The following is a 16,599-nucleotide window of genomic DNA, read 5'->3' as shown; positions in this document are numbered from 1 at the left end:
GGCCGAAGCACAGTTGCGGAATTTCAAACCGGCGAAAGCGGCGTTAGAGCGGGCGTTCGCCTTGAAAGACGTTCGCCACAAGGCCCTCGACGACCCGTTGTTGGCCAAGCTGTGGCCGAATTTGGATTGATAGGGGTTCAGACATCCTTCTGGCGTTGAAGGACCAGCGCGGCCCCCTCTCTGCATTTGCTTCCGGTGCCTTGCCCCTTGTTACGTCTTTCTGGCGTTGAAGGACCAGCGCGGGCGACTGGGCGACAAGCGGTCAGGAAGGCGTCCAAAACGGCGGGATCGGCGCCAGGACCAGCTTCCAGCCCGTGACGGGCGAACGGTTGCCAGGAACGCTTCTTCCATGCCGTGACGGTCCGCGTCCGCTTCGGCTTCGACAGCGTCGGCGACCAGCGCGGCGAGCGCGTTTGCGTTTCGCGCGTTTCGTGATGCGCTCATGGGGGGAGGGTGGACCTTTCGGGTAACCTGATTCCAGGTCGATCAAAAGAGATTCCTTACACGGGTCCGGCGCCCCGCCGGCAGGCGCGGAGCTTGGCGGAAGACGGTCCTCAAACCACTTTGCCCAAGTCTCAATACAGATGGGCCGTTCCTTCGTTGGCGGTGCCGATGTTGCGGTCAACACGCTGCGGGTTGGGTTTGTTCCCCCGACTCGGGGCGTAGAACTTCGCCCCGCGGATTGAATGCGGAATGCCAAGCCGTTCCTCGACGACGGCAAGGTCGTCTTTCAAGCGTTTGCGTTCATCCCGCTCCTTCGGGGAGTAAGGCATCGACCCCATCGAGTCATAGCCGACGCGTTCCTTCAACGTATGGATCGCACTTTTCAGTTCCTCGCGCCTCTTCTCTAGGCTAATCTGTTCTGACGGCGACAGAATCTCGGGGCCTCCCCCTTCCCTTCTTGGCGTTCTATCCTGATTACATTCTTCTTTGGTGTCGCTTGCTTGTCGCTTGCTTGTCGGCTGACGGTCGTTTTGTTTGTCGTTTGGATGGTCGTCCTTCGGCGCGACGATTGAGAAAACCCTTGAATCTTCGAGGCGCGCGACGGTGTGAAGGTTTGTCGCTTTGAATGTCGCGAGCTTCGCCGTCTTTAGGAAGGTTTTGGCCGTTCGATACTCGCGAGGCGACAACTTGAGTGTCGTTTTCACGTCGTCCTTGCCGAGCCAGCACTCGCCCTGAGCCAGCCCATTGACGCTCACGCCCTCGCGATAGCGGGCACGGTAGGCGATCAGACAGAGCAGCCGGAAGGCGTTGGGCTTTACGCGCAGCAGGTCGAGGAACTCGTCGGTTCGCCAGACGATGAAATAACCGTGGCGGTGACTTGGTGGTGAAGTGTTCACGCTGCAAGTGCGGTTTTAACGGCAATTCTGCCCGTGGACGCGCCGGAGCGGGCGGGCCGCTGTCCTGACCCATTCGCGCCGGAATCGTCGCTCTGGCGGGCGTCTGGCCCGACAGACCTGCAATAGGTGCCCATCAATTTGGCGATGACATTCCGGCCCCAACGCGGCGGCTTGTCCGCTCCAAAAATCCGCAGGTAAGGTCCGCTGACACTCCACGCGACGAGCCGGACGCCTTTCATCCGCGAAAGCTGCCGCGCGTGCTCCGGCCTGTGGACCTGGACGTGGATGTCACCCTTGTCCACCTGCCAAACGACGGGCGGGTGGCATTGCGCCGCAATCGCAGGCACCTTGAACCGCGGCTCCGTCCCGGCGAAGGCCGACGCGCCGCGGTTGAGTTGAACCGTCCTCACGCCGCGCCTCCCTTCTGCGTCCGCGCCTCGGAGATTTCCGCGGGCGGGTTGCTACTCAGCCACTCGACGAGCGACGCCGCATCCACGAGGCGCACGCCGCGGCGCGTGCCGGGCCGCTTGAGCGAATGGGACCGCACGTGGCCGGCCTTGACCGCGAGCCACATTTGCGAGCGGCTCAGGCCGGAGAACCAGCACAGCTCGCCGCTACGCGGCAGCCTCAGGAAGCGGGGTTGAAGTTGCGGTTGCGACGCGCCCACTGCCGCGTCGTCTGGCAGGACAGCATTCTGGCCGCTGTCTGGCTCGCGAGACTCGTGCTTCATGTGCAACGAGTCTCGCGCAAGTTCGCGGAAGAACCAGATGGGTTGGGATTATCTAAATCGGAAGCCTACTACTCCACGATAGGCCGGTTTCGAGGCGGGTAATCTTCGGGCTCGCTCGCCGAGGAATGTTCTTCGGTCCTAGGCGCCTTCCAAGCCGGACGTTTTCGCCGCAGGTAATCGAGGGGCTCGGTCGGCATCGACTCAAGCCATTCTTCATACAGGAATGTTAACGCATGATTCGCAGACTCAAACTTCCCGCCAGTTCGAGCGAATCCGTGCCTTCCAATCCGTTCCCGCGCGGCTTTCCTTGCGTGGAACCAGTCAGCCTGGTCTTTGTAGAGCGGCTTGCCCAAGAGAAACTCCGTGAACGCTCGGGCCAGTGGTGGACTGAATCCGAGCGGATCGAGAAGCCGCCACGCTACGAGTTGGCGCAGGTGCATCTGGCGAAGCGAGCCCGTGTTCTTCCCGTGACCGACACGAGAAGTCATCGCGGAGTTGGGATGGTGCTTTTCCAACCAGAGGCGAAAGGCCTTCGCCAATTCTAAAACTGAAAGATTCCAGTCCAACCGGAACAGGGCCAGTGAATGCGAATCGCTAATCGGAAAATGAGGCCTCTCTGCCAAATGTCGGAACGTCCAAGCGTTGGCTTGGACGTAATCAGGATCTGTCCCGATGCTTGGCGCCATGTCCTCACGGTTTTCCCGCTGAAGCGATTCACGCAGGTATGTTGATTCATCATCAGATGGCCAAAGGAACTCCATGCGTCGCCTTCGTTCCTCGGCTGAGATGGCTGTCTTGAACGGCCGCAAAGGCCACTCGGGACTGAATTGGAAGAGATGGCCGGACGTGATGTCCGATGAACCGATGTGAACGAGTTTCGGGCGAATCTTTGCAACGAGGGTCTTGAACGACTTGGCCTTGCATCCTCGGCGAAGTGACAGCCCGTGATCTCGTAGCACTCCAACCTGACGCGCCTCTTCCCAGTAGTAAAACTCGTCCCACTCGTCAGCGCGCAATCCCGAAACGTCGAAGTCGAAGTCGTCGAGGGACAATTTGGGACAGCGTTTCAGTCGTTCGCGCGCGGATGCGACGAAGCGTTCAAAGTTGCCCTCGATGTAAGGGAACTTCTCCGGCCCGCACGCTTTCAGCCTGTCGAGAAACCGCTGGTGCAACTCGGGCATTTTCTTCGCGGTCGCAGTCATGGCGCTTGGGCGAGTCCCCTTTTGTTTGCGTCCGATTTTTCTGGATGCCGTGAATGCGATGCGCCGGGCCGTTGGGGGTGGTGCCGGACACACAGCAACGAGAAGGCAAAATGCAAACGGGGCTGCTTTCTTGATTGAGCCAGGAGAACTACACTTTCAATCCCGGCAGCGTGTTCACGGCAGCGCGGAGCGTCTCCAACTCGGTGCGTGTGTAGCGGTCGTTCACCGAGTCGCTCTTGTGGCCCGTGAGCTTCTTCCGCAATTCCTGCGTCACGCCCGCGTTATGCATGGTCGAGTTGTAGGTGACGCGCAGCGCATGGAACGAAAGCCGCGAGAGCTTGCGCCGGCCGCCAGTTTGCACGGCATCATTTCCAACGCCCGCCGCTCGCATCAAGGCCAGAAACTGCCTGCTCAAGCCGCTTCGTCCGCCCACCGGCACCGCCGCGAGCCTCGGGCATAGCGGCCCGCCCGTGTCGCCTGCCAGCCTCGACAAGTGAGCATCCAGCGACGGATGGAGGGGAATCTGCAATTCCTCGCCAGTCTTCTGCGGCGCGACGCGCAGGCAACCCGCCGCAAGGTCCACGTTCTCCCAAGTGAGCGTCACGGCATCGGAGAGCCGCAGGCCCGCGTAGTAGCCGAGCAGGATGGCCGTTCGCCACTCGCCCTCGGCCACCTTGTGCAGAATCGCGACTTGTGCCGGCGTGAACGTCTTGCGGCGAACCTGCTTCACACGCTCCGGCAACTCAACCGAAGTCACCGGATTCGTGGCTACAAGGCCAAGCCGCCGCGCGGAGTTGAACACGGTTGAAAGCGTTTTCATTTCAACGACGCGAGTAGCCGGGGCAAGCCCTTCCTCCGCCAGCATGTCGTGAAACCTTTTGCAATCGGCGGGCGAGATGGCCGTGATGGGCAACTCCGCTCTCTTGTCGAGGAAGGCGAGGAATCGGTCCACCGTGCCATTGTAACGGATGCTCGTGCCTTCCTGCTTGGCGAGCGTCTTGCCGCGGAGCCACTCGGCGCAGAACACGCGCACCGTCTGCACGCGGAGCTTTTCACCCGTCGTCCGTTCGAGGATGCCGCCGATCACGTCGCGGCTCACGGCTTCCGTCAGCGTTGCTTCACGGCCCATGCTTGCGGCGCGCTCAAATTCAAGGGCCGCAGCAAGCGCCTTGCTTCGGTCCCGGAGCTTGGTAGATTTCTTCCGCCAACGGTTCTGTTCGTCACGATAAACGGCGGTCCAAAAGGGACTTTGAGGGTGTTTCCAGACTGTTGCCATAAGCTAGTAAGCAAAGAAGTAAGAAATGCGGCGATGATTGTCAACGTTCAACCAAGTGTTTTCCTGTGGGAAACGGGGTGTTTCTAGGACGGAATTGAATCGGCGGTTCAATTCCGTCCCCAGCCACCACTTCAGAGCCCGGGATCACGACGCGGCCACGGACGCTCCCGTCAGCGCTGCAGACCGCTCCACCGACGCCAATGCGCATGGACAAGCTTCTCCTGATCGACGACGAGGCGGACGTGCAATACAGCTTCCGCCGCATCTTCGACTCGCCGGACATCGCGCTCACGACCGCGTCCAGCGGCGAGGAGGGGTTGCGTCTGCTTCCCAAGCTCAAGCCCGACCTCGTGATCACCGACGTGCGCATGGGCGGCATGAACGGCCTCGAAACCCTGCGCCGCCTCCGCCAATTCGACGCCAGGGTGCCCGTCATCATGATGACCGCCTACGGCACCACGGCGACGGCGATCGAGGCCATGAAGCTCGGCGCCTATGATTACATTCTCAAGCCCTTCGACGTGCCGAAGCTCAAGCAACTCGTCGGCGACGCGTTGAACGCCGCGCGTGCGATGCGGCAGGTCGTGAGCTACCAGCCGCTGCTCGAGTCGGAGGATTACGACCTCGGCATCATCGGGCGCAGCGACGGGATGCAAAGCGTCTTCAAGCTCATCGGCCAGCTCGCGACGTCCGATGCGACGGCGCTCATCACGGGCGAAAGCGGCACCGGCAAGGAACTCGTGGCCCGCGCCATCTACTCGCACAGCGCGCGCGCCGGGAAACCCTTCCTGGCCGTAAACTGCGCCGCGCTGCCGGAGCATCTCCTCGAGAGCGAACTGTTCGGCCACGAGAAGGGCGCCTTCACCGGCGCCCACACGCAGCGCATCGGGCGCTTCGAGCAGTGCCACGGCGGGACGCTCTTCCTCGACGAGATCGGCGACATGACGATCGCAACGCAGGCGAAGGTGCTGCGCGTGCTGCAGTCCGGCAACTTCGAGCGCGTCGGCGGCAACCAGCCCGTGCACGCCGACGTGCGCATCATCGCGGCGACGAACAAGGCGCTCGAATCCGCAGTGGCAAGGCGCGAGTTTCGCGAGGACCTGTTTTACCGGCTCAATGTCGTGCGCATCCAGATGCCGCCGTTGCGGGAGAGGCGCGGCGACGTTCCGCTGCTCGTGGACTACTTCCTCAAGAAACATTCGCAACGGGCGAAGCATCCCGCAAAAAAACTCGTGCCCGACGTGCTTCGCGCGCTCGAGCAGCATCCGTGGCCGGGCAACGTGCGCGAACTCGAAAACGTCATCCAGCGCGCGCTGGTGATGGCGAAAGGCGACACGCTCACACTCGCAGACCTGCCCGCGGAACTCACGCAGCCGGGCCGCGGCGCGGCGCCGGCCTCCGCCACCCCACGCGGCGAAACGGCCACGGGTCCAGCCGCGCCGACCGACATCGCCAGCATGGCGCAGACGCTGTTCACGTGGGCGCGCGCGAACTCTCAACTGAAGATTCTTCCCGCCGTCGAGCGCGAGCTCATCAGCGAGGCGTTGCGCCAGACCCGCGGCAACCAGGTGCAGGCCGCAAAACTCCTCGGCATCACCCGCGCGACCCTCCGCAAGCGCGTCGAGAAGTTTGGCATCCGGCAGGAGTTGAGCATTCAGTAAGGGACAAGGTTCGGTGGTCACAAGGTCAGCGCTCGGACTCGTGAAAGCGCACGTCGGCTGACGAGATCTGCATCCTGAACACTGGATGCTCCTTTCGCCGCCGCGTCTTCAGATCGCCGCGTTCAATGCTTCACCCAATTCCTCCCGCGTCAGCGCAACCGGGTTTGCCTTCATGCTGCTCGATTCGATGGCGCGCTCGACGATGGACGGCACGTCCGGTCGCTGAAGATTCCAGGCGCGGAGCGGCCGGATTTCCAGCGCGGCGCAGAGGTCGCGGACCCACGCGACACCGTCGCCGGGCGCGGCTTGCGGGCGCCCGGTCAGCACGCGCGCGACGCTTTCGTATCGACGCAGCGCGTCCGAGTCCGGCGCGCGGTCGCGCAGGGCTCGGATGTTGGCTTCCATGACGTGGGGCAGCAGCGCGGCGCAAACAACGCCATGCGGCGCGGCGAACATCCCGCCAATCGCCGCGGCGAACCCGTGCACGGCGCCGAGTCCGGCGTTGGCGAGCGCGAACCCGCTGAAGAGGCTCGCCACGGCCATGTCCTCGCGCGCCACCGGATCGTCCCCGCGCTCGAACGCGCGGCGGAGCGAGCGGGCGGCGCGGCGGAGTCCCTCGGCGCAAAGCCCATCCGTCATCGGGTTGGCGCGCGGTGTGACGAACGGCTCGATGAGTTGCGTGAGCGCGTCCATGCCGGTGCTCGCGGTGAGGTCGCGCGGCAGTGCGCGCGTGAGTTCCGGGTCCACGATGGCAACGCGCGCGAGGAGGAGCGGGCTGCGCAGGCTGGCCTTCACGCGATGCTGCGGCGAAGCGAGGACGGCGTTGCGGGTGACTTCCGCACCTGTTCCCGCGGTGGTGGGGATCGCGATGAAGGGGAGCCCGGCGCGGTGCAGCGGCAGTCCGCGCCCGACGACTTCGAGGTGGTCGAGCACGCCCGTCTCGTGAGTCGCGAGGACGGCGATGGCCTTGCCGCAATCGATGGGGCTGCCGCCGCCGAGGCTGATCACCATGTCGCTGCGGAGCTCGCGCGCGAGTCGCGCGCCGGTGGCAACGAGTTCAACGCTGGGTTCGCCGGGAGCAGGGAAGGTGGCGGGGTCGATGCCGCGGTCGCGGAGTTGGCGCTCGAGGCTGGCGGCGCGGGAAGGCGTGCTGCCGGTCACCACGAGCGCCCGCGTGCCGAACTCGCGCGCGATGCCGGCGGCTTCGCGGGATTTGCCGGGGCCGAAAACGATGCGCGCCGCGGTGGCGAATTCAAACGGGGTCACGCCTCGGCGGGTGTTGTGGGGCTCGGCTCACCACGAGCCGTCCACAAGCAGCGTGGTGGCGTTGCGGGCGAGGTCTTCGGCGAGCATCGGAATGGCCTGCCGCTCGGCGCTCGGGAGGTCGGTGCCGGCACGGACAGTGGTCCGGCCGCGCACTTCGCGGTCGAGGAGGACTTTGCCCGAGCTGCGCTCGACGGCTTTGACCCGTGCGATGAGTTGCAAATTGAAGTCGCGCGCGGTGATCACGTCGCCGGGCTGGAAGGAGATGCCGTCGCGCTCGAGTTTCAAGATGGCGCCGGTCATGACGATGTCGCCGCCGCCGCGGGTGTCGAGGCGGAGTGTGCCGTCCTGCTGGAGGCGTTTGCGAAGCGCGGCGTTGACGGCTTCGAGCAGGCGCGGTTCGCGGGTTTCGTTTTTGAAGAAGTCCACCTGCACGGAGCGCGCGCCGGCGGTGGGGCCGCCCGAGGGACCAAGCCGGTAGCCGGCGCAGCCCGAGAATAGCGTCGCACAGGCGAGCGCCGCGGTGGGGAGCAGCCGGGTCACTTTGGGGGCGGCGCGTCGAGTGCCTGAAGCGCGGCCTCGGCCTTGAGGGTCTCGATGCGCGCGCGGGCCTCGATGGCGTAGGGGGAGTTGGGGTCTTTGATGAGCACTTCGTTGTAATAAACGAGCGCGCCGGCGCGCCGGCCCTGTTTGTCGTAGTAACGGGCGATGGTCAGCGCGCCGCGCGCCTGCTCGGTCTTGATCGTGGCCATCGCCTTCTGCGCCTCGGGCACGCGCGCGTCGCCGGGATACAGCGTCGTGAAGTCGGTGAACGCGGCGAGGGCCTTGGCGGCGGCGGACTGGTCGTATTCCGCGGTGCGCGCCTGTTTCGCATAGGCCTGCCCGGCCTTGAACAACGCGTCGGCTGCGACGGACTTGTTGTCGTTGTAACGGTCGGCGGCCTTCTCGTAGGCCTTCACGGCCTGGATGAATGGCTCGTCGTTGTTGAGGAAGCGCGTCTGCTTTTCGCGCGCCGCGCCGATGTTGAGCTGCGCCTGCGGCGCGACCTCGCTGTAGGGGCCGTTCTTGATGACCTTCTCGTAGAGCGCGGCCGTCTTGTCCATGTCCGCCCAATAGGGCACGAGGCCGGCGATCTTGAATTTCTGCCCGGCGAGGTATCGGTTGGCGATTTCGAACTGCCGCTTGAGCACTTCCTGATAGTTGTCCACCTTCGGATACTTCTCGATCAGGTTTTGATACGACTGGAAAGCCTGCTCGTCCTTGCCTTTCGCCTCGAGGCATCGGCCAAGCAGATAATAGGCCTGCGGGGCGAAGTCGGACTCGGGCCACTTGGCAAGGAGGTGATTCGCGCACTTCGCGGCGAGGCCGTAGTCCTTTTTCTCGAATGCTCCCTGTGCGACCTCGAGTTGGAGCCGGGCGTTTTTGCGCTGCCACGCTCCGCTCTTCGAACCGTAAGGCTCATAAGTCCAGCCTTCTCCGGGGCGATAGATGAGCGGCGCCGGGGAGGCGGTGGGGAACGCGAGCCACACGAGCGCGACGAGCAGAACCGGGACACTTCGTTTCATGGAGCGCGACTGTAGGAAGCGGGTGCCGCGGCGTCAAGGCAGAGCACCGTCCGCGCGGGCGCGACCATCGCGCGTCGAGCGCGCGGAATGGGAGGAAAGGCTTGCATGTCTCAAAGTGGATGCGGATAGTCGCCGCGTCCAGTCGCCCGGCGTGCGAGGCGCGCGAGTGGAAAGTGGTGACGGTCGAAGCCATGAGCCGCAGTTGCGTGAAGGTGAGTTACTCGGGCCGGGTGCAGGGCGTCGGATTTCGCCACACGGTCCGGTCGCTCGCCGCGGGATACGAACTGGCTGGAACGATCCGGAATCTGCCCGACGGCACGGTGGAACTGGTTGCCGAAGGGACGCGGGACGAACTCGAGGCTTTCCAGGAAGCCATCCGTGATTCAGGCCTCGGCCGGTTCATCGAGAACGAGACGGCCCGGTGGCATGAAGCGCGCAGCCAGTTACGCGGATTCGAAATCGTGCGGTGACGCCGCCCTGACCAGCGGCCGTTAGACATGAGATACGCCATCCTCGCCGACATCCACGGCAACCTCGAGGCACTCCAAGCCGTCCTCGAGGACTGCAAGCAGCAAAAGGTCACCCACTACTGCTGCCTCGGCGACGTGGTCGGCTACAATGCCAATCCCAAGGAGTGCCTCGACTACATCAAGGGCACCGGCATACCCGTCGTGAAAGGCAACCACGACGAATACTGCTCGGTCGCAGCCGCGCTCGATGGCTTCAATCCCCACGCCGCCGAAGCCGTTGCATGGACCCGCGCGCAACTCACTGAGGAGGACACGCAATGGCTCCGCGACCTGCGCTACATCCGGCTCGTGGCTAGTTTTACAATCGTCCACGCGACGCTCGACGGCCCCAAACGCTGGGGCTACGTGTTTGACAAGCTTGCGGCCGCCTCCAGCTTCACCTACCAGAACACCGCCGTGTGCTTCTTCGGTCACACCCACGTGCCCGTCGCATTCATCCGCGACAGCCAGGTCCGCGGCGGCACCTACTCCAAGTTCAAGGTCGAGCCGGGCAAGAAATACTTCGTGAACGTCGGCTCCATTGGTCAGCCGCGCGACGGCAATCCCAGGGCGGCCTACGTCGTGTATGACCTCGACGAATCCACGATCGAGTTGCGACGGATCGACTACGACATCGCCACCACCCAGGCCAAGATTCGCGCCGCCGGGCTTCCCGAGCGCCTCGCCGAACGCCTCGCACTGGGCAAGTGACGCCCGGCGTTCAGCGCCGCGTCTACCTGCCGGTGAACATCCTCCTCCTCAAACCCAGCTCCCTCGGTGACGTCGTCCAGGCGCTGCCCGTCCTGCGGCTGCTCCGGCTCCGGTTTCCCGGGGCGGCCATCCACTGGTGGATTTCCGCCGAGCTGAGCCCGCTGCTCGAAGGCGACCGCGACCTCACCGGCCTCGTGCGGTTTCACCGCGAGCACTGGACGTCGCCGCTCAAGTGGGCCGCGCCCATCCGCAGCGTCCGCGCGGTTCGCGCGATGAAGTTTGACTGGGTCATCGACTTGCAAGGGCTCGCCCGCAGCGGCGCATTTGCATGGCTCTCGGGCGCGAACCTCGCCATCGGCATCGAGCTCCAGCGCGAAGCCGCGCACGGATTCTACGACATCGCCGTGCCCCGCCCGTCGCCCGACGCCCACGCGGTGGACTGGTATCTCGCGGTGCTCCGCGCGCTCGACGTGCCGGTGCACTGGAACTTCGAATGGCTTCCCGCACGGCCCGAAATCGCAGCGGCCGTGCGCCAACGGATCCCCGCGGACGCCGCGCGGCTCGTGGCGCTCGTGCCCGGCGCGCGGTGGGAAAACAAACGCTGGCCCGTCGGCAACTTCGCCGACCTCGCCCGTCAACTCGCGGCGCGCGATCCGGCGGCGCGTTTCGTCATCCTCGGCAGCCGCGGGGACGCGCCGCTCGGCGAGGCGATCCACCGCGCCGCGCCCGGCCGGTGCCGGAATCTCGCGGGCCAGACGACGTTGCCCGAGATGGTCGAGTGGCTGCGCTGCTGCGATGCCGTGGTCACAAACGACACCGGCCCGATGCACATTGCCGCCGCGCTGCGCAAACCCGTTGTCTCGCTCTTCGGCCCCACGTCGCCCGCGCGCACGGGCCCCTACGGCCAGCTCGGGCGCGCGCTGCGCCATCCGTTGCCTTGCGCCCCGTGCATGAAATCCGATTGCTCGAATCCCCGCGCGCTCGAGTGCCTTCACGCCGTCACGCCGGACCGCGTGTGCGGCGCCGTGCTCGCGCTCGCGGTTCCTGACGCCGCCACCTAGCCGTGCCGCCAAAAGACGCTCGAAATCCGGTTGGCGCCGGGTAAGCTGCCCGCGCCTCCGGCCGGAACCATGAACCGCAAGCACCGGACCGCGGCAACGGGACGCGAGGCGGTGGCGCGGCCGGTGACTCCCGAACAAATCGCGGAAGCCCGGCGTCGGTGATCGGAGTTTGTCCAGAAGAAGATTTCGCGATGAAGAAGCCGCACGTTCATTCCAACGAGCCGACGGCGAAACCGGATGGTTGCGCGGCGGATTCGAGACAGGCGCTTCCGTCCGCACGCCGCACATTGAACGTGGAAACGAGCGAGGCGGCGCGGTTCGCCCGTCTGTTCCTCCTGTGCCTCACGCTGACGGCCGCCGGTTGCTCCACGTTTGACCGCGATTGGAAGCTCTTCGCCGGCATCACGCCCGCGCCCGGGTCCGTCGAAGGCCGGTGGGAGGGCCGCTGGAAGAGCGATCACAACGGCCACAACGGCAAGCTCCGCTGCGTGATGCTCCGCACGGGGACGAACACCTACACCGCGAAATTCCACGCGAAGTATCAGGGCATCCTCAGCTTCGGTTACACGGTGCCGCTCGAGATGCGCGAGGAATCGGGCCGGTTTCAGTTCACGGGCCACGCCGACCTCGGCGCGCTCGCCGGCGGCCTTTACACCTACGAAGGCCACGCCACCACCACGAATTTCTTCTCCACCTATCGCTGCCCGAGCGACTGGGGCACGTTCCGCCTCGAACGGCCGAAACGGTAATGGTTCCGTCGCCGCCGAGCCGATCTCAGATCGTGCTTGATGCGCGCGGCACTCCCGCTACCTTCGCGCCCATTATGCCTCTGACATCACCGTCCGTTTGCCGGAATTCCACGCCCGCAAACCGCGCCCTCCGCGGCGGCTTCGCGCTCGCGCTCATCGTTTTGCTCCCGCTGGCGCCGGCGCGCGCTCAACAGCCCGCGCCGAACGCCGACGCGCCCACCAACGCGCTCGCGTTCCGCATCACGAACACGAACGACCCCATCGAGCGCATCAAGGACGAGGGCCTCAACCGCTCGCAGGTCATGCAGACGCTCAGCTACCTCACGGACGTGATCGGCCCGCGACTGACCGGTTCGCCCAATCTCAAGCGCGCGAACGAGTGGACAAAGGAGAAGCTCACGTCGTGGGGCTTGCAAAACGGCCGGCTTCACGCGTGGGGCCCGTTTGGCCGCGGCTGGTCGCTCAAGCGGTTCTCCGCGCAAGTCATCGAGCCGCAGGGCATCCCGCTCATCGCGTTCCCCAAGGCGTGGTCGCCGGGCTTTGACACGCCGCTCACTGCGGATGTCGTTTACATCGACGCCGCCACCGAGGCCGACCTCAAGAAATACGAGGGCAAGCTCAAGGGCGCGATTGTGCTCGCGAGCCCCGGCCGCGAACTGAAGGCCCACTTCGAAGCGCAAGCCTTCCGGGTGGACGAAGCCGGCCTGCTCCGCATGGCGAACGCCGCGCCGCCCGGCGCCGGAACCGTGCCGACCGTCCCGCCGCCGAGCCGCTCCACGAGCCAGACTTCGCCCGAGCGACGCGCCGCCGCGCTTGCCGCCGCCCAGCTCGCCTCGCGCCGTGTGCCGTTCATCGTGAAGGAAGGCGCCGCGCTCATCGTGGACCCGAGCCGCCGCGGCGATGGCGGCACCATGTTCCTCGCGTCCGCCAGCATTCCGAGCACCGGCGGCGGCTTCTTCTCGCGCTCCTCGCCGTGGGCCACGAACGCGGGCAACATCCCGCCGCAGATCGTGATGTCCGACGAGCATTACAACCGCCTCGTGCGCATGGCGCAGGCCGGCGAGAAGCTGAAAATGCACGTCGAGTTGCAGGTGCAGTATCACAACGACGACCTCATGGCCTACAACACCATCGCCGAGATTCCCGGCACGGATCTGAAGGATGAGATCGTGATGCTGGGCGCACACATGGATTCCTGGCACAGCGGCACCGGCGCCACCGACAACGGCTGCGGCGTCGCCGTCTGCATGGAAGCCGTGCGCATCATCCAGGCCGCCGGCCTCAAGCCGCGCCGCACCATCCGCATCGGCTTGTGGACGGGCGAGGAGCAAGGCTTGCTCGGCTCGCGCGCCTATGTCCGCGACACCTTCGGCACCGTCACCACCATCACGAACGCACCGCCGGCCACGAAGGACGGCGACAAGAAAGACGAGAAAAAAGCCGAAGCCAAAACCGACGCCAAGGCCGACGCCAAGGCCGAAGCCAAGGCCGACGACAAGGGCGGTGAGAAGGGCGGCAAGCGATTCGGCGGCGGCTTCGGACAGGGCGGACCCGGACGCTCCAACTCGCGGCTCGTGACCAAGCCCGAATACGACAAGTTCGCCGGCTACTTCAACCTCGACAACGGCTCCGGGCGCATCCGCGGCGTTTACATGCAGGGCAACGAGGCCGTGCGCCCCATCTTCCGGCAGTGGCTTGCGCCCTTCCGCGACATGGGCGCGGACACGCTCACCGCCAACCTCACCGGCGGCACTGACCACCTGAGCTTCGACGGCATCGGCCTGCCGGGATTCCAGTTCATCCAGGACGACCTCGAATACTTCACCCGCACACACCACTCGAGCATGGACGTCTACGACCGCGCGCAACCCGACGACCTCAGGCAAGCCTCCGTCATCATGGCGTCGTTCGTCTTCAACACCGCGATGGCGAAGGACAAGCTCCCGCGCAAACCGGCCCCCGCGCCCCGGCGGTAGTCGCGGCGGCCGCGCCCCGCCTCGAAATCCGACTTTGGACTGCGGCGGCAAGCGAAGCTCGACGCCGCACTTCCGCGGCTTCAAACACATCGGCGAAGTGACCGATCCCGACGACGGCCTCGTGTGGCGGTGGGAGCTGAGCTGCGCAGGAGGGCGGCGGCGTCCCGTCAGCCGGACCCTTCGAGTCGTGGGCCGCGGAACTGCGCGAGCATGGGTTCGCCGCGAGCGCCGACGCATTTGACGCCTTGGACCGAACGGCGCGGACAACCTCGTCCGAACACGCCGGCGAGTTTGCCCGCGCGACGCCGCCTCACCCCACGAACGGAAACAGCCGCTTGAATTCCGCCTTGTCCGGCTGGCGGCCGTATTCGGTGAGTTCGAAGGCCTCGGCGTGTTTCACCTTCGCGCCCGCGTCGGCGCCATACCACTCGACGAGCTTGGGGCGATAGCGGTTGGCAAGCGAGAGATTGCGCCCGGCGTGCGCGGCGCGGACGGCGGCGACGCGCTTCACGCGGTCCTCGGGCGTCTTCGGCAGCAACCCGGCGTGTCCGAGCGCTCCGCCCTCGAGGAACTGCGACTCCATCACGGCGAGCGCGTCGAGCTTCCTTTCCATCACCGGGTCGATGTTGATCGCGATGTCGGGCGCGGACGGGTTGGGTTTCTGGAAACGGTCCGTGTAGTAGAGGAAGACCGGGTTGGACTTCAGCGGCGGCACGTCTGGCGTGATGAACGGCACGGCGACCATGTAGCTGGCGTCCTGCACGAGGATGCCGGTGTAACGGTGGTCGGGATGGTAGTCGTTCGGCCGCGGCGCGAAGACGAGGTCGGCGCGCCACTCGCGGATGAGGCGGGTGATCTTGCGGCGGTTTTCCAGATTCGGCTCCAGCTCGCCGTCGTGGATGTCGAGCACCTCGACGTGCGTGCCGAGGATGCGCGAGGCTTCCTGCACTTCGCGCATGCGGCGCAAGGCCAGCGGACCGCCGGCTTCGCGCCAGTGGCCGATGTCACCGTTGGTCACGGAGACGAACTTCACGTGGTGCCCGAGCGACGCCCACAACGCGCCGGTGCCGCCCGCCTGCAACTCGCAATCGTCCGGGTGCGCGCCGAAACAAATGATGCGCAGCTTGCCGTCCGCGGGCGGAATCTTGCGTTCATCCGCGGCGAACGCGGGCGCGAAGGCCAGCCCCGCGGCGGCTTGCGGGGCGAGCGCGAGAAACTCCCGGCGCGAACGGCCGGGCAGCGTGACGGTCGGAGAGGTTGAGGTCATCAAGTTAGAAGCGTTCAGTGCTTGAGCTTGGTGGTGAGTTTATCGAGCCACGCCGAGCAGCCCCAGCCGGCGGAGACCAGGGCCTTCATCAAGAGCCCGCCAGTCAATCCGACGATGAGGAAGACGAGTCCGGAAAGCGCCGCCATGCCGATGCTCCGAAGCAGCGGGAGAAAGTCTCCGGTGATCATCGCGACGACCAGCCCGAGGCAAAGGGCGAGGACGACAAAACCCCGAAGGCCGCGCCACACGCCTTCCACGTAGTTCGGGTCTTCGTCCCAGTGCATGGTGCGGGGATGTTTGCGCCCAATCCGCGAGGACTTCAACAGATTCCTCGGGCGCGGCAGCCCGCGGCCCGCCTTCGACGGGTCCGGTTCAAGCCCGCTTCCTCCCCGGCTGCTGGCCAACATTCCCTCGCCACTCCATGCCGCGCTTGCCAGACTTGCGGCATGAACCAGCCCGGCAAGCCGCGCGTCCGCTACGCGCACACCAACCTCATCGCCCGCGACTGGCAGGCGATGGTGACGTTCTACTGCGAAGTGTTCGGCTGCGAACCGGTCAGCTCCGAGCGCGACCACCACGGGCCGCACATTGACTCGCTCACGGCCATGCCGGGCGCGCGCATCCGCGGGCGGCACATCCGGCTTCCCGGCCACGGCGCGAACGGACCGACGCTCGAAATCTTCACCTACAACGACCCGTTGCCCGCGCCCCCGGCGGCGCTGAACCGGCCGGGTTTCGCGCACCTCGCCTTCGAGGTCGACAACGTGGAGGCGACACGCGCGGATATCCTCTCGCGCGGCGGCCGCGACGTCGGCGGGCTGGTGACGATGGACATCCAGGGCGCGGGACTGCTCACGCTCGTTTACATGGCGGACCCGGAGGGGAACATCGTCGAGTTGCAGAAGTGGCACTGAGCGGGCGCGCTCACGGCAGCGCGAGCGGCTTGCTCGTCCCGGGATCCAAGGGTGCGGAAGGCAGGTAGCGCGGCACGAGGTCCGCGATGCTCGACGGGCGTTTGCCCAGTTCCAGCTCGTGAAGGCGCGCCGCAAGCGCGAGGATGAGTTCGCGGGTCTGCCTCTGCGAGTTCAGGACTTTCCCCCGGGCGCTGCTCGCGGACCTGCCGGACGGATCTAAAGACCGTGTCATGACCACGGCACCGATGAACTCTCTGATCGTGGCAGTCCTCCGCACCCAATCACGCTCCATCTCCACCGTGGCTTCGAAGGGCTCGCGTTTGGAATCCACTGCGCGCAGCACCTCGATGCCATGTCGACAGTCGTTTGTTCCAA

General features: G+C 65.6%; 17 protein-coding genes. 7 read left to right on the top strand and 10 right to left on the bottom strand.

Annotated elements, in window-relative coordinates; genetic code table 11:
- Nucleotides 1-575 precede the first annotated feature (575 nt).
- The 4 genes from FJ386_13035 to FJ386_13020 form a co-directional block, all read right to left on the bottom strand.
- The gene (locus tag FJ386_13035; protein MBM3877619.1) at nucleotides 576-1,340 is read right to left on the bottom strand and encodes a hypothetical protein; all 765 of its coding nucleotides are present in this window, start codon (nucleotides 1,338-1,340) and stop codon (nucleotides 576-578) included.
- A 406-nt stretch (nucleotides 1,341-1,746) separates the two neighbouring features.
- Nucleotides 1,747-2,025, bottom strand: a complete 279-nt coding sequence (locus FJ386_13030) for a hypothetical protein (protein ID MBM3877618.1) — start codon at nucleotides 2,023-2,025, stop codon at nucleotides 1,747-1,749.
- 113 nt (nucleotides 2,026-2,138) lie between these two features.
- The gene (locus FJ386_13025) at nucleotides 2,139-3,272 is read right to left on the bottom strand and encodes a hypothetical protein (GenBank protein ID MBM3877617.1); all 1,134 of its coding nucleotides are present in this window, start codon (nucleotides 3,270-3,272) and stop codon (nucleotides 2,139-2,141) included.
- Nucleotides 3,273-3,420: 148 nt separating this feature from the next.
- A complete protein-coding gene (locus FJ386_13020) occupies nucleotides 3,421-4,548 on the bottom strand; it encodes a hypothetical protein (protein ID MBM3877616.1) in 1,128 nt (375 codons plus the stop codon).
- A gap of 206 nt (nucleotides 4,549-4,754) precedes the next feature.
- Here FJ386_13020 and FJ386_13015 point away from each other — a divergent pair, with 206 nt between their 5' ends.
- Nucleotides 4,755-6,209, top strand: coding sequence for a sigma-54-dependent Fis family transcriptional regulator (locus tag FJ386_13015; protein MBM3877615.1), 1,455 nt, complete (start codon nucleotides 4,755-4,757; stop codon nucleotides 6,207-6,209).
- 108 nt (nucleotides 6,210-6,317) lie between these two features.
- Here FJ386_13015 and FJ386_13010 read toward each other — a convergent pair whose 3' ends face one another.
- The 3 genes from FJ386_13010 to bamD are packed head-to-tail and all read right to left on the bottom strand — an operon-like array spanning nucleotide 6,318 to nucleotide 9,037.
- Complete coding sequence (locus FJ386_13010; protein MBM3877614.1) at nucleotides 6,318-7,475, bottom strand: iron-containing alcohol dehydrogenase; 1,158 nt, start codon at nucleotides 7,473-7,475, stop codon at nucleotides 6,318-6,320.
- A gap of 27 nt (nucleotides 7,476-7,502) precedes the next feature.
- Nucleotides 7,503-8,015 (bottom strand): hypothetical protein, encoded by a 513-nt coding sequence (locus tag FJ386_13005; GenBank protein ID MBM3877613.1) that lies wholly within the window; start codon nucleotides 8,013-8,015, stop codon nucleotides 7,503-7,505.
- Nucleotides 8,012-9,037, bottom strand: a complete 1,026-nt coding sequence (bamD, locus tag FJ386_13000; protein ID MBM3877612.1) for an outer membrane protein assembly factor BamD — start codon at nucleotides 9,035-9,037, stop codon at nucleotides 8,012-8,014. Before bamD ends, FJ386_13005 begins: the two co-directional genes overlap by 4 nt.
- Before the next feature lie 191 nt (nucleotides 9,038-9,228).
- On the opposite strand from bamD, the gene FJ386_12995 reads away from it, so the two are divergent.
- The 5 genes from FJ386_12995 to FJ386_12975 all read left to right on the top strand — a co-directional run bounded on the left by FJ386_12995 (nucleotide 9,229) and on the right by FJ386_12975 (nucleotide 14,043).
- Entirely contained in the window at nucleotides 9,229-9,507 is a 279-nt protein-coding gene (locus tag FJ386_12995) for an acylphosphatase (protein MBM3877611.1), read from the top strand.
- A 27-nt stretch (nucleotides 9,508-9,534) separates the two neighbouring features.
- Nucleotides 9,535-10,257, top strand: a complete 723-nt coding sequence (locus FJ386_12990; protein MBM3877610.1) for a metallophosphoesterase family protein — start codon at nucleotides 9,535-9,537, stop codon at nucleotides 10,255-10,257.
- Nucleotides 10,146-11,318, top strand: a complete 1,173-nt coding sequence (waaF, locus tag FJ386_12985; GenBank protein MBM3877609.1) for a lipopolysaccharide heptosyltransferase II — start codon at nucleotides 10,146-10,148, stop codon at nucleotides 11,316-11,318. The genes FJ386_12990 and waaF overlap by 112 nt, the downstream gene beginning before the upstream one ends.
- 191 nt (nucleotides 11,319-11,509) lie before the next feature.
- Nucleotides 11,510-12,067, top strand: coding sequence for a hypothetical protein (locus tag FJ386_12980; protein ID MBM3877608.1), 558 nt, complete (start codon nucleotides 11,510-11,512; stop codon nucleotides 12,065-12,067).
- Nucleotides 12,068-12,141: 74 nt separating this feature from the next.
- Nucleotides 12,142-14,043, top strand: a complete 1,902-nt coding sequence (locus tag FJ386_12975) for a M20/M25/M40 family metallo-hydrolase (protein ID MBM3877607.1) — start codon at nucleotides 12,142-12,144, stop codon at nucleotides 14,041-14,043.
- Nucleotides 14,044-14,353: 310 nt separating this feature from the next.
- Here FJ386_12975 and FJ386_12970 read toward each other — a convergent pair whose 3' ends face one another.
- Nucleotides 14,354-15,310, bottom strand: coding sequence for a PIG-L family deacetylase (locus tag FJ386_12970; GenBank protein ID MBM3877606.1), 957 nt, complete (start codon nucleotides 15,308-15,310; stop codon nucleotides 14,354-14,356).
- A 14-nt stretch (nucleotides 15,311-15,324) separates the two neighbouring features.
- Nucleotides 15,325-15,594 (bottom strand): hypothetical protein, encoded by a 270-nt coding sequence (locus FJ386_12965; GenBank protein MBM3877605.1) that lies wholly within the window; start codon nucleotides 15,592-15,594, stop codon nucleotides 15,325-15,327.
- A gap of 162 nt (nucleotides 15,595-15,756) precedes the next feature.
- On the opposite strand from FJ386_12965, the gene FJ386_12960 reads away from it, so the two are divergent.
- Nucleotides 15,757-16,224 (top strand): VOC family protein, encoded by a 468-nt coding sequence (locus FJ386_12960; protein ID MBM3877604.1) that lies wholly within the window; start codon nucleotides 15,757-15,759, stop codon nucleotides 16,222-16,224.
- Between the two features lie 10 nt (nucleotides 16,225-16,234).
- Here FJ386_12960 and FJ386_12955 read toward each other — a convergent pair whose 3' ends face one another.
- Nucleotides 16,235-16,456 carry a hypothetical protein gene (locus FJ386_12955; protein MBM3877603.1) on the bottom strand — a complete coding sequence of 74 codons (222 nt, stop codon included), beginning with the start codon at nucleotides 16,454-16,456 and terminating at the stop codon, nucleotides 16,235-16,237.
- Between the last annotated feature and the right edge of the window lie 143 nt (nucleotides 16,457-16,599).

The organism is Verrucomicrobiota bacterium (genome assembly GCA_016871675.1).
GTDB lineage: Bacteria > Verrucomicrobiota > Verrucomicrobiia > Limisphaerales > VHCN01 > VHCN01.
This window is presented reverse-complemented; position numbering and strand designations above follow the sequence as displayed.

Excerpts from the sequence above, each read along its gene's own strand:
- FJ386_13025 (MBM3877617.1), bottom strand. The coding sequence starts at position 3,272 with ATGACTGCGACCGCGAAGAAAATGCCCGAGTTGCACCAGCGGTTTCTC.
- FJ386_13020 (MBM3877616.1), bottom strand. The coding sequence starts at position 4,548 with ATGGCAACAGTCTGGAAACACCCTCAAAGTCCCTTTTGGACCGCCGTT.
- FJ386_13015 (MBM3877615.1), top strand. The coding sequence starts at position 4,755 with ATGGACAAGCTTCTCCTGATCGACGACGAGGCGGACGTGCAATACAGC.
- bamD (MBM3877612.1), bottom strand. The coding sequence starts at position 9,037 with ATGAAACGAAGTGTCCCGGTTCTGCTCGTCGCGCTCGTGTGGCTCGCG.
- FJ386_12995 (MBM3877611.1), top strand. The coding sequence starts at position 9,229 with ATGAGCCGCAGTTGCGTGAAGGTGAGTTACTCGGGCCGGGTGCAGGGC.
- FJ386_12990 (MBM3877610.1), top strand. The coding sequence starts at position 9,535 with ATGAGATACGCCATCCTCGCCGACATCCACGGCAACCTCGAGGCACTC.
- FJ386_12980 (MBM3877608.1), top strand. The coding sequence starts at position 11,510 with ATGAAGAAGCCGCACGTTCATTCCAACGAGCCGACGGCGAAACCGGAT.
- FJ386_12975 (MBM3877607.1), top strand. The coding sequence starts at position 12,142 with ATGCCTCTGACATCACCGTCCGTTTGCCGGAATTCCACGCCCGCAAAC.
- FJ386_12970 (MBM3877606.1), bottom strand. The coding sequence starts at position 15,310 with ATGACCTCAACCTCTCCGACCGTCACGCTGCCCGGCCGTTCGCGCCGG.
- FJ386_12965 (MBM3877605.1), bottom strand. The coding sequence starts at position 15,594 with ATGCACTGGGACGAAGACCCGAACTACGTGGAAGGCGTGTGGCGCGGC.
- FJ386_12960 (MBM3877604.1), top strand. The coding sequence starts at position 15,757 with ATGAACCAGCCCGGCAAGCCGCGCGTCCGCTACGCGCACACCAACCTC.
- FJ386_12955 (MBM3877603.1), bottom strand. The coding sequence starts at position 16,456 with ATGACACGGTCTTTAGATCCGTCCGGCAGGTCCGCGAGCAGCGCCCGG.